This is a genomic window from Erythrobacter crassostreae (assembly GCF_019204045.1).
In the GTDB taxonomy this organism is placed as follows: domain Bacteria; phylum Pseudomonadota; class Alphaproteobacteria; order Sphingomonadales; family Sphingomonadaceae; genus Erythrobacter; species Erythrobacter crassostreae.
The window spans coordinates 74,460-86,652 of sequence record NZ_JAGSPC010000002.1 but is presented as its reverse complement, the minus strand read 5'-3'; the positions used below and the strand labels follow the sequence as shown (position 1 = coordinate 86,652).

General features: G+C 55.7%; 10 protein-coding genes. 6 read left to right on the top strand and 4 right to left on the bottom strand.

The window, feature by feature from the left end; all coding sequences use genetic code 11:
* The first annotated feature begins 127 nt into the window (after positions 1-127).
* The 4 genes from dnaN to KCG46_RS11060 are packed head-to-tail and all read left to right on the top strand — an operon-like array spanning position 128 to position 3,400.
* Positions 128-1,255, top strand: a complete 1,128-nt coding sequence (gene dnaN, locus KCG46_RS11075; RefSeq protein WP_218405489.1) for a DNA polymerase III subunit beta — start codon at positions 128-130, stop codon at positions 1,253-1,255.
* Between the two features lie 48 nt (positions 1,256-1,303).
* Positions 1,304-1,636 (top strand): hypothetical protein, encoded by a 333-nt coding sequence (locus KCG46_RS11070; RefSeq protein WP_218405488.1) that lies wholly within the window; start codon positions 1,304-1,306, stop codon positions 1,634-1,636.
* Between the two features lie 15 nt (positions 1,637-1,651).
* A complete protein-coding gene (locus KCG46_RS11065; protein ID WP_218405487.1) occupies positions 1,652-2,278 on the top strand; it encodes a glutathione S-transferase family protein in 627 nt (208 codons plus the stop codon).
* A gap of 33 nt (positions 2,279-2,311) precedes the next feature.
* Complete coding sequence (locus KCG46_RS11060; protein ID WP_218405486.1) at positions 2,312-3,400, top strand: DUF2855 family protein; 1,089 nt, start codon at positions 2,312-2,314, stop codon at positions 3,398-3,400.
* 10 nt (positions 3,401-3,410) lie between these two features.
* On the opposite strand, the gene KCG46_RS11055 is transcribed toward KCG46_RS11060, so the two are convergent.
* Together KCG46_RS11055 and KCG46_RS11050 are read right to left on the bottom strand one after the other, a co-directional pair.
* Positions 3,411-4,244 (bottom strand): SDR family NAD(P)-dependent oxidoreductase, encoded by an 834-nt coding sequence (locus tag KCG46_RS11055; RefSeq protein ID WP_218405485.1) that lies wholly within the window; start codon positions 4,242-4,244, stop codon positions 3,411-3,413.
* Positions 4,241-6,007, bottom strand: a complete 1,767-nt coding sequence (locus tag KCG46_RS11050; protein ID WP_218405484.1) for an N-acyl-D-amino-acid deacylase family protein — start codon at positions 6,005-6,007, stop codon at positions 4,241-4,243. The genes KCG46_RS11055 and KCG46_RS11050 overlap by 4 nt, the downstream gene beginning before the upstream one ends.
* 69 nt (positions 6,008-6,076) lie before the next feature.
* On the opposite strand from KCG46_RS11050, the gene KCG46_RS11045 reads away from it, so the two are divergent.
* Entirely contained in the window at positions 6,077-6,985 is a 909-nt protein-coding gene (locus KCG46_RS11045) for an alpha/beta fold hydrolase (RefSeq protein ID WP_255551971.1), read from the top strand.
* Positions 6,986-6,996: 11 nt separating this feature from the next.
* Here KCG46_RS11045 and KCG46_RS11040 read toward each other — a convergent pair whose 3' ends face one another.
* Together KCG46_RS11040 and KCG46_RS11035 are read right to left on the bottom strand one after the other, a co-directional pair.
* Positions 6,997-7,857: an alpha/beta fold hydrolase gene (locus KCG46_RS11040; RefSeq protein ID WP_255551970.1), complete on the bottom strand. Its 861-nt coding sequence runs from the start codon at positions 7,855-7,857 to the stop codon at positions 6,997-6,999.
* A 121-nt stretch (positions 7,858-7,978) separates the two neighbouring features.
* Positions 7,979-9,676 carry an alpha/beta fold hydrolase gene (locus KCG46_RS11035; protein ID WP_218405483.1) on the bottom strand — a complete coding sequence of 566 codons (1,698 nt, stop codon included), beginning with the start codon at positions 9,674-9,676 and terminating at the stop codon, positions 7,979-7,981.
* A 199-nt stretch (positions 9,677-9,875) separates the two neighbouring features.
* On the opposite strand from KCG46_RS11035, the gene KCG46_RS11030 reads away from it, so the two are divergent.
* Positions 9,876-12,092 carry an EAL domain-containing protein gene (locus KCG46_RS11030; protein ID WP_218405482.1) on the top strand — a complete coding sequence of 739 codons (2,217 nt, stop codon included), beginning with the start codon at positions 9,876-9,878 and terminating at the stop codon, positions 12,090-12,092.
* Positions 12,093-12,193: the final 101 nt, after the last annotated feature.

The following is a 12,193-nucleotide window of genomic DNA, read 5'->3' as shown; positions in this document are numbered from 1 at the left end:
GGCTGGCGGCTTGCCCGTATTCGCTACAACGCTAAGGTTTTCTGACGAATTCCAGTGCGCACAGAGCGATTCCGCTCTCAATGCACCAAACGAGGGCCACAGGCCCCAACAGAGCGATAGGTAAGCGATGAAGGCTACGATCGAACGCGCAACCCTCCTGCGTTGTCTCTCCCACGTCCAATCGGTGGTTGAACGCCGGAATACCATTCCGATCCTTTCCAATGTGCTGATTGATGCCAGCGATGGCGGCAGCGTGAAAGTCATGGCGACCGACCTCGATTTGCAAGTTGTGGAGACTATGTCGGCCGCTTCGGTTGAGAATGCGGGCGCAATCACGGTTTCTGCGCACCTTCTCTTCGACATTGCCCGTAAACTGCCAGAGGGCAGCCAGGTCAGCCTCGAAACGGCTGAAAACCGGATGGAAGTGAAAGCAGGCCGCAGCCGGTTTAAACTGCCGACCCTGCCGCGTGATGACTTTCCCGTGATCGTTGAGGGCGACCTGCCAACCTCATTCGAGCTTCCTGCGCGCACTCTGGCTGAGATGATCGACCGTACTCGGTTTGCAATCTCCACCGAAGAAACGCGTTACTACCTCAACGGTATCTTCCTTCACGTTACCGACGAAGATGAGCCTGTTTTGAAGGCAGCGGCGACCGACGGTCATCGTCTCGCGCGCTTCACGCTTGATCGTCCGGAAGGTGCAGAGGGCATGCCGGATGTGATCGTCCCTCGCAAAGCCGTGGCGGAACTGCGCAAGCTGCTTGAAGAATCGCTAGACGGAAATGTTCAAGTTGATCTGTCGGCGAGCAAAGTCCGCTTCACGCTTGGCGGTGAGGGCGGTGTTGTACTTACCAGCAAGCTGATCGACGGAACGTTCCCCGACTACAGCCGGGTTATCCCAACAGGAAATGACAAGCTGCTGAAAGTCGACCCAAAACTGTTCTTCCAAGGCGTGGACCGCGTCGCGACAATCGCGACCGAAAAAACACGCGCTGTGAAGATGGGTCTGGATACGGACAAGGTCACGCTCTCTGTCACATCGCCTGACAACGGCACGGCGACGGAAGAGTTGGCCGCAGAATTTAAAGACGAAGGTTTTGAAATCGGCTTTAACGCCAATTATCTGAAAGACATTCTCGATCAGATTGATAGCGAAACGGTTGAACTGCACCTCGCCGATGCCGGTGCTCCGACTATGATCCGGCAGGATGAGAAAAGCCCGGCGCTGTATGTGCTGATGCCGATGCGGGTGTAATTGATGCGCCTGCTCGCTCCGATCCTAACTACCTGCTTTGCATTGCAAATGTTGGCTTCGCCGGTTGCCGCTCAAGAAAGTGCTCCAGTTGAGCAAGCTAGTGCCCAGCAAAATCTGGACTGCGCGATTTGGGCCTCTTATCAGACTGGGACGCTGCCTGAGAAAGAGCAGAAGGACGCTTTCGCAATTGCCCTTGCATGGTTCATCGGCCTTTATGAGGGCGAAACAGGCACGAAGATCGACGACGCGATGGTAGAGCGTACGGCCGAACTTGATCGGGCGACGCTTCTTTCCTTCACTCCATCGTGCCTTGAGCGTTTTGGAGCATTCGGTGAACGACTGATGGCTACGTCCGAGCGCATTATAGCTCTTGAAAAATGAGCCTGACGGATAGTGATGAAGACTGATGTCCGCATCTTCGGAACGGTCATTTCGACCTACTCCCGCGTAGTTCAGATTACTTGTGAAGAATCGACCATAAGTCACGAAATTATTGCGACTGCTGCACAGTCACCGCAGAACCGCCATCCGTTCGGGAAAGTGCCGGTGGTGGAAGTGGATGGCCTCGAACTGATCGAAAGCGTCGCCATCGCGAACTATATCGACAATGCGTATAATGGCGGCGCTTTGCAGCTGTCCGATCCAGCAGTTCGCGCGGTCGGAGACAAATGGGTCGCGATCGCCAACAATTACCTGTTTCCGCTGTTCGAGGATGGCCTTGTCATGCCGTGGATAATGCACAATGTCGCAGGCTATCCGCTGCGACGTGAGAAGATCGAAGCGGCGCTGCCCAATATTAGCCGCGCTCTCGGCTTTGTCGAAGCGGAAATGAGCGTTGATGGCGCGTGGACGGCGAACGGCTTTTCCATGGCTGATGTGTTTCTCTATCCGGTTTTGCGGGGGCTTCAGCTTACCCCTCAAGGCGAGGTTGGAATCGCGCAATGCGATCATATTTCGGAGTGGATGAAGAACTGCGAAAAGCGGCCGTCGATCCACGCAACACGGTGGGAAAGCGAGCCGTGATGCGTTAGAGGTGTCTCAAAGAGGAGAAACCCCATGACCATCCAACAAGTTCACGTCAAAAAAGACGAACTGACACACGCCGATCTCGTCCATGTCGAGCTGACCGATCTTGCCGATGAGGCTGTCCGCCTCGAGATTGAGAGCTTCTCGGTCACAGCGAATAACATCACTTATGCCGTGGTCGGTGATGGTTTCGGCTATTGGAATTTCTTCCCTGCGCCTGAGGGCTTCGGCATTGTGCCGATGTGGGGCCACGCCAAGGTGATCGGGAGCAATCACAGCGAATTCGCGGTGGGTGAGCGTGTTTATGGCTATCTGCCGATGGCGACGCATCTGGACGTTCGCCCGGGCAAAGTTTCCGCATCCAGCTTCATGGATATGACCGATTACCGTCAACCGATGAGCCCGATCTACAATCAGTATGCGCGTCTCGCCGCTGACCCAGAGCATGATGCTTCGCGCGAAGTGGAGCGGATGATCTTCGGCCCGCTGTTCAAGACCGGTTATCTGATTGAGTACTTCATGCGCAATGAGGACTGGTTCGGAGCCGATCAGGTCATCCTTACCAGTGCTTCATCCAAAACGGCGATGGGGCTGGCCAGCGTTGCGCAGCAGAACTCACCAAAGGTGAAGCGCATCGGCCTGACTTCGGCAGGCAATGTTGAATTTGTTGAGGGAACAGGGCTTTACGACAAGGTTGTGTCGTATGATGAGGTCGGAATGCTGCCGATTGCGGATAGCGTCACGGTCGATTTTGCTGGCAATGCCAGCTTGCTCGCAAGCCTGCATGAACACTTCTCTGACACGCTCAAATATTCGTGTCTCGTCGGCGCAACCCATATCGAGGAACGCGGCAGCGGCGGTATGAATGCTGATCGCGGACTTCCCGGACCAAAGCCAACCCTGTTCTTTGCGCCAGATCATGCGGTCTCGTTCTTCCAAGAGCATGGCCCTGTCGAAGGTGGGAAGCTGGTTGCGAAGTCATGGCACGGCTTCCTCGGTTCAACCGAAGGTACGGTAGAAATCGTCAAGCATTCGGGACTTGAGGCTGCGAAATCTGTCTATCTCGAAATGATCGGCGGCAGTGTCGATCCGGCCAAAGGGATCGTGATCGAACCATAAGCCGTTCCGGTTAGTCGCTGCCTTTGGGCTGCACTGCGTAATCGAACAGCCCGCTGCGCTGATCCGCGTGGCGGGCTTTCATTTTGTCTGCAGTGTCGGCCTCGGTCGGAATGATGCACCACCCGCCGCCATTGGCGAGAGCGGTGTCCAATCCGTGTTCCAGAATTTCGGGGCCCGGCTGGGCGCGCCAGTGATCGCCGACATTGTCTGGCGTTTCGCGCACGCCGCCAAAGCGTTCGGGTCGTGCCTGCGCCGCATTCCATATCTCTGTGTTGAGTATGCCGGGACACAGGATCGTTACGCCAATGCCGTCTTCGGCAAGCTCGGCGGTCAGCGCCTCTCCGATGGCCGCGGTCATCTGCTTGGTCGTCGCATATAGCGTAAACGGACCGCTCACCGGTGTGACCGATGCCGAACTTGCGGTGATGCCAACGTGACGGTTTCCGCTGACCGATTTCATTGTGGGAAGCCATGCCTGAGCTGTGTACACCGGCCCCAGCACGTTGACGCCCATCAACCATTCGAGCGCTTGCGGTTTTGCGCCGCTTACTGTTTGCGCGGTTCCGACGCCTGCATTGATCCAGAGCAGCGAAGGCTCAACACCCATCGCGATCAGCTTTGTGGCAACGCGTTTGGTCTCTTCACGGTCGGATACATCGCAGCCATGCGCGCGTGATTCTGGCCCGCACAGGCGTGCCGTTTCCTCTGCTTCATAGGCATCGATATCGAGCGCGCAGATCCGCATGTCCTTTGCCGCAAAATGCTGCGCCAGCCACCTGCCGATCCCACGACCGGCGCCGGTTATGACTGCCCAATCACCCTTGGCTGGGACATAGGCTGTCATTCGGCCGCTTCGGCGAGCTCTGCGCGCTGCGGTCCTCGGATCAGACCGCCCGGTGTTTCGCCGGTCCATGTCCCATCGCGGAATGTCACTGCGCCGTTCTTGATCGTGCAGACATAGCCATCGGCCTTTTGCAACAGGCGCTTGCCGCCTGCGGGAAGGTCAAACGCCAGCCAAGGGCGGCCAAGCTTGATCGCGTCCATATCGATCACGTTGATGTCGGCGAGGTAACCCGGCGCGATAATGCCGCGATCTTCGAGGCCGTACAGCACCGCCGTATCGCGGCATTGGCGTTTGATCGCGTTCTCCAGGCTAATCCGCTCACCGCGTTTGCGGCTTTTCACCCAATGCTCAAGCATGAAGGTGGGCGACGCCGCATCGCAGATCGTACCGCAATGCGCCCCGCCGTCAGACAGAGAGTTTACGGTATCATCCGCATGTTGCAGAGGGTGGAGGAAATCCAGATTTCCCTCCGCGTAATTCAAGATCGGCAGGTAGATGAAACCGGTCCCGTCATCGGCGCACAGCATATCATAGGCGTATTCTTGCGGATCAACGCCGGCAGCTTGCGCCCGTGCATTCACGCTCGCGGTTTCGTCCGGCTCATAGTCGAAATCCGGGTCCATCTCGTATTGAAGCGCCCACCCTTGGGTGATGACCATCACCACGCCGATAATGTCCATTGGCGCTTCGGTGTAATCATTTGCCTCGGAAAGAAGCCGTTTCTTGAAAGCAGGGTCGAGCAATTTCGCCTTTTGCTCCGCCCAAGGCAGTTCTTTGATTGTTTCCCAGCTCGGCCGGAACGCAAACGGGTTCACTGTCCCTTGCCAGGCCATAATGATGCCGTTCCCGCGCAATGCGATCTGGGCGACGATATTGGCGCCATTGTCATTCTCGGCACGCATCGTCTCAATTTGCTCTTTAAGCGGCATTTCCTTGGCGATGGATTCCAGCGCTGCGAATGTGACAGGGATGCCGGCTTCGCGGGAAAGCTTGCCCATCCAGCCAAACTCGTTCCAGTCGCGCTGAAGGTCGCTCGCCATTTCAAAAACCGCGTGACCGCCTGCATCTTTGGCGCGGCCCATCGCCTTGCCGATTGCGACCAATTCCTCCGGAGTGGCAGTGGTTCCGGGGACGAGTTCGCCATCGACAGACTTGTGAAGCACCGTTCGCGACGTTGAGAAGCCAAGCGCACCGGCGCGCACCCCTTCTTCCACGATGTCGCACATTTTCGCGATGTCATCATCGGTCGGGACTGCACCGGGCTGTTCGCGCTCTTCGAGTACGTATGCGCGCACTGCGCCATGCGGAACGTGAGTGCCGATATCGACCGAACGGGGCAGCTTTTCGAGGGCATCGAGATATTCGGGGAAGGTTTCCCACTCCCATGTGATCCCTTCGGCCAGAGCTGTGCCGGGAATGTCTTCAACACCTTCCATCAGACTGATGAGCCATTCGTGCCGATCGGGCTTGGCGGGGGCAAAGCCAACGCCGCAATTGCCCATCACCACGGTGGTGACACCGTGCCAACTGGACGGAGCCATTTCCTGATCCCACGTAGCCTGACCATCGTAATGCGTGTGGATGTCTACAAATCCAGGGGCGACGACCTTGCCCAATGCGTCGATTTCCTCGGCCGCGTCGCCGCGCACTTCACCGACTTGCGCAATCAAACCGTCTTTGATCGCGACATCGCCAGTGAAACGCTCCGCGCCCGTTCCATCTACAATGGTTCCACCACGAATGATTAGGTCAAAGGCTGGCATGGTTCTCTCTCCCAGTTTTTATTTGAGACTGGCTTACCATAAGAGCAATCGGGCTGCTACTCTGCGACGATGACCATGAAGCCAAGTGGACCGAAGAGCTGGACGCCCGATGTAGCCAGCGGAATTTCCATCGATTTTGTCGAGGCGGGAGAACTGACATTTGAGGTCGCTAAGGCGGGCGAGGGCGATCATCTCGCTCTTTGTCTTCACGGGTTTCCAGAGCTGCATTTCAGTTGGCGGCATCAGATGCCCTTGCTCGCAGAAATGGGGTACCGCGTATGGGCGCCAAACCTACGGGGCTATGGTGGCACATCGCGGCCAGAGGGCGTTCGCAATTATGCGATGGACAAGCTCACAGGTGATGTTGCCGCTCTCATCAAGGCTAGCGGCGCGGAGAAGGTAACTTTGTTCGCACACGATTGGGGTGCGATTATCGCATGGGCATATGCGATCGCGCACAAACCCGATCTTGATCGATTGGTGATTATGAACGTTCCGCATCCTCAGGTTGCAATGCGGGAGATCAAGCAATGGCGGCAATTGAAGAAGAGCTGGTACATCTATTTTTTCCAGCTTCCATGGGTGCCGGAGAAAATGCTGGGGCGCGGCGGTGGTCAGACTGCGGGCAGGTTGATCGAAAAGATCAGCTGCAACCGCGAGTTATTCGGCCCGGAGGTACAGGCAATCTACAATAAGGCGGCAATGCGCAAAGGCGCACGAACCGCAATGGTCAATTACTATCGCGCATTGCTGCGTCATCGCGGCACGTTGAATATGCGAGAATTCGGTGTCCAAGTGCCCACGTTGATGCTGTGGGGGGAAGAGGATGTTGCTCTCAACATCCATTGCACCGAAGGGACAGAGGAATGGGTGCCGGATTTCACGCTGAAGCGCTTTCCCGGCGTCTCTCATTGGGTTCAGCAAGACGCGCCTGAGGCGGTCAACGCGGCTTTGAAAGACTGGCTGCCGGGCGCTTAACTGCGCCTACCTTATGCCGCTTGTGCTTCGTTGCTTTCCGCGTCTGCCGCTGTGCCATTCAAGAAACCGCGAATAGCCTTCACGCTTTCCTCTTTATGGCTGAGCAGGAACAAGTGACCGCCACCTTCCATCACGACCAGCTCACTGTTCGGGATTAGCATCGACAGGAACTTACCATTGGTCAGCGGCACAATTGCATCGTCATCACCCATCATGATGAGCGTTTTCTGTTTCAGTAAAAACGGCAAAGCAGGCGCGCTGGTCCAACCGAGCATACACATCAATTGGTACATATAGCCGCGCGGGGAAGGGGGTTTAAGCAAGGACATATGCCCCTTTTTGCCCTTCGATTTGCCCAGACCTTCGCCGTAAAGCGTCTCAAAATTCTTCAACATGTAGTCGGTGTCGATATAGCGCCGCGGATTGGCCATCTTTGTGAGGGCCTTTGGACTTCCGGGCATCATCAACATACCGGCGCTGGTCGCGATGAGAACGAGACGCCGCGTGCGGGCTGCGTGTTGCATGGCAAAATGCTGCGCCATGCCGCCGCCCCAACTGATACCCATGACATCAACATCGTCTATCCCCAGCTGATCGAGCAACTTGGACGCTGTCCAGCTCATCGTGAAGGGATTGTAGGGGATCGTCGGATCGGGTGATTCGCCCACGCCCGGCATATCGAACATGATGAAGCCGCGCTCTGAAAGGGCATCGGCGAGCGGGGCCACAGCCTCAATATTCGCGCCGATCCCGTTGAAGAACAAAACCGGCAGATGGTCGCTCTTCTCATCGAGGCGCCATGTAGCAACCCGTAGCGTCCGCCCGCCCACTTGCTGCATGGACACCACGGCGTCTTTCAAGACATCAGACATGTATTTCCCGTCCTTCGTTCACATTTCGGTTGGGCCTGAAACGTGGGTGGGAGGCACCCTCGTTGATCCCTAACGGGGGTGCCTCCCATAAGCTGTAAATCTGTGTTCCGTGTAGCCCTTATCAGACTTCTTCGACAACGTAGAGTCCGGGTGCAGGGTCAGACGGTTTGTGCTTGGCACTGCCCAGTTTCTTTGGTGCCGCTTTCATTCCGCCAGAGCGGGCCTGGATCCATTCCATCCAATATGGCCACCAGCTGCCTTTGACCTCTTCTGTTCCCTGCAGCCATTCGTCCGCAGTGTCAGGCAATTTGCCCTTCTTTTTCTGCACGAAATATTTGGCTTTCGGATTGCCGGGAGGGTTGAGGATTGCCTGCATGTGGCCAGACTGGCTTAGGACATATGTGACGTTTTTCGAGCCGAACAACTGCGTGGAACGATAGGTCGCTTTCCACGGCGTGATGTGATCTGTGACACCGCCTAGGATAAACATATCAGAAGTGACCTTTGACAGGTCGAGCATATGATCTGCGACTTCGACTTCGCCTTGCTTTGTGAAAGCGAGGGTGTCGAACAGTGTGAGGAAATCACCCATCAGCGTGGCAGAGAGGTTCGTCGCATCGGCGTTCCAGTACAGAACATCGAAAGCTGGAGGGTCCATGCCGAGCAGGTAATTGTTGATCACATAGTTCCAGATGAGATCGTTTGGTCGCAACCATGCAAAACCGCGAGCTAGGTCATCGGCCTTGATGATGCCTGCCTTCGCGGCGCGTTGGCGTGCGAGCTGGGTGCCGTTCTCGCTGACGAGCGATGCTGCTTCGATATCGGTTTGCTTCGGATGCAGGACGCAGACCATCAGCGTAAGCGTGCCCATCACATCATTTTTGGTCGCTGCGAGTTTCGATGCGAGCACCGAAGCTGTCTGGCCGCCGGAGCAGCCCGCCGAAACATTGACCTTTTTCGAACCCGTGATTTGCGAGACGACTTCCAATGCTTCTTCGCAAGAAGCGATGTAATCACCAAGGCCCCAGTGCCCCTGATCTTTGGACGGGTTGCGCCATGAGATTACAAAGGTTTGCAGGCCGTTATCGAGCTGCCACTTAATGATCGATTTCTCTGGCGACAGATCATTGATGTACATCTTGTTGATCTGCGGCGGGATCGTCATCTGCGGGATTTCGTGCACTTCATCGGTTGTTGGCGCGTATTGCACTAGCTCGTACATCTCGGTGCGATGCACAACAGAACCTTCGCTAGTCGCGATATTCTTGCCGATTGTGAACGGTCGCTTGTCAACCTGACTGACCATCCCTTTGTTATGGACGAGATCGTTATAGGCGTTCTGCAATCCCTTTATCAGAGACAAACCGCCGGAATTGATGATCTGCTTTTGCGCAATCGGATTGCCAACCAATGAGTTGGTCGGGGCGAGACCATCTAGGATGATGTTCGCGATGAAATTGGCGCGGTTGCGCTCCAATTCGTCCAGTTCCAAATCCTCAAGCCAGCTGCGCATACCTTTCTGCACCGCCAGGTAATATTGCGCACCGGCGCGGAAGAATGGATTGAACTGCCATGCGGGATCTTGAAAGCGCTTGTCCTTGGGGTTCGGGGCAAGCTCACTTTTGCCGGTCATGATTTTGACCATGTCTTCGCCAAAGGACCGCGCGTGTCTGATGGCGCGGTTGGGATCAGACGCAGTTTCACGCAGCAGCAGCGCCACCGCACTAACAAAATCCTCACGCGCAACGCCGATTAAGGGGCCTAGCGCATTGGTGGACTGTGCAGCTTCGTTTTCAAGCTTGATTGTGCCGTCTGACATTTGATCCCCTTTTGAATAGTCCGCTCTCCGGCTGACTTTCTCTATCGCCTCAAGTCATGCCTCTTGCCTTAACAAGTTTCAAGCATGCTCGCAGGTTCCCAGAACACGGCGCACTTGGGTTAACCTGTCTTAGCCATTCCTCAACTAGTCACACGCTAATGAGCGCAGTCTGGAATTTTGCGCTGGAGAATGCCTGGTCATGGGCGGATTGTTATCAAGGTTTAGCGGGGCACAGCAGCCTGTATCTGATCCAGGTGGTGATAGCGCACCTCTGGCTCCTATCCTGTCGTCTGATGTTGAACGCCGCGCGGGATTGCTCGACAGCCTTGAGCGGTCAAACCTTGGCTGGTTTTGGGCCAGCGATAAGGCCGGGCGTCTGATCTATTTGTCAGAGCCTGCGGCTGACCGATTGTCTGATCAAGTTGATGAGCTGCTCGGCACGAAAATCAGTGAACTCTTTCTTGACGATGAAGAGGCCGAAGAGGCAGCCAATCAGCGCCCGCTAAAGTTCCAGTTGGCTGCGCGCAATTCACTACGGCCCACGATCGTGAAATTGGACCGGGGCGGTAAGACGGTTTGGTGGGAAATTTCCGGAGCCCCGCGGCAGAGCGGCGATGATGCGTTCAGCGGATATCACGGTATCGCACGCGATGTTACAGCTACTATTGCCAGTCAGCGCGACGCAGAGAAAATGTCCCGCTATGACGCGCTGACAGGTCTGGCAAATCGTCACCGCATCACACACAAATTGGAGGCGACTCTAACCTCATTTCAGGTGGCGAAGCGAAGCTGTGCAACCATCCTGCTTGATCTCGACCGATTCAAACAGGTCAATGATACGATGGGTCATCCCGCTGGCGACGAGCTACTAAAGCAGGTCTCTCAACGCCTTACCCGCATCGTCGGCGATCAAGGTGAGATAGGGCGTTTGGGTGGAGACGAATTTCAGGTTCTGCTGCCCGACGTAGAAGATCGCGCCATTCTTGGCGATCTGTCAGAGCGGATCATTCAAATGCTCTCACAGCCATATTCTATCAACGGAATGCGTGCGGTGATCGGATGCTCAATCGGCGTCGCAGTCGCTCCATTCGATGGGATTGAAAGCGAAGAGCTGATCAAGGCGGCCGACCTGGCGTTGTATGCTGCAAAGGGCGGTGGCCGCGGTCAATTCCGTTTCTATTCGACGGACCTTCGTGACCAAGCGAGCCACCGCCACCAGATCGAGGAGGATTTGCGCGATGCGCTATCCAAAAACGAACTGGAAATGCACTTTCAACCAATCGTTAGCTCAGATGAGCACCGCGTCGTTTGCGCTGAGGCGTTGATGCGGTGGAACCATTCTGATCGCGGTATGATTTCGCCTGCTGACTTTATTCCGGTGGCGGAAGAAGTTGGCATTATCCGCGAACTTGGCGAATGGGCGATCAACGATGTGTGTCAGAAAGTCGCCAAATGGCCCGGTGGAATTTGCGCGGCTGTCAACGTATCGGCGGTCCAATTTGCATCCGACACTTTCATAGATGTTGTGAAGAAGGCGCTACAAAACTCCGGCGTAGAGCCTTCGCAAATCGAGCTTGAGATCACAGAAAGCGTTTTTGTCGGCGATATTGATCGCGCGCTGAGAATGTTCCGCGAATTGAAAGAGATCGGCGTGCGGCTGGCGCTTGATGATTTTGGGACCGGCTACTCATCGCTCAGTTATTTGCGTGATGCTCCTTTCGACAAAATCAAAATTGATCAGAGTTTCGTGCGTGGCTGCACCGAGGAAGGCAACAACAACGGAGCGATCGTTTCAGCAGTTGTGAGCCTAGCCAAGGCGCTAAACATGGAGACCGTGGCTGAAGGCGTCGAAACCAAAGACGAGCTTGAAGCAGTCGTTTCTTTCGGAGCGTCCCGTATTCAAGGCGCTATCTTCTCAAGAGCAATACCCGAGCAAGAGTTCAGCGAGCGACTGCAAAAGGGCGATCTCTTGTTCGAGCCAAAGGGCCCCGAAAAATACCGTTCGGATCGCAGGACCGAATTCCGCAAGGTTGGTCTTATCCATGAGGATAGCCGGTACAGCGTGTTCCTCCGCAATCTTTCTAAAACGGGTGCAAAGATTGAAGGGTTGCTCGACGTGCCGATCGGCACGGATGTCGTTCTGGATCTGGGCGGCGGTCAGCTAGCAGTTGCGAAAGTGCGAAGGTCCGAAGGCTTTAGCCAGGGCGTGGAGTTTGAAACTCATTTGGTAAGTGACGGGGCAGAAGGGCTCTGCACGCGGCACCGGGTTTCACCTTACCAGATTGAAGCAGCGGGCCGGCCGCTTGGCGCGCTCAACGATATTGCAGTCGCAGCGATCACTGGCGCAATGAGCAAAAGCCCCAAGGCATTTATCGAGGTCGATATGAACGCTCAAAGCGAACAGTTGGCTGGATAGCCTTACTGACCCTTTAACGGGATGCCACGCTACCAAGGCGTGGAAGCAGCGCTTTGGTGGTCAATTGGCTGCAATCTTAGCAAAAAAATAACCAACCGAGT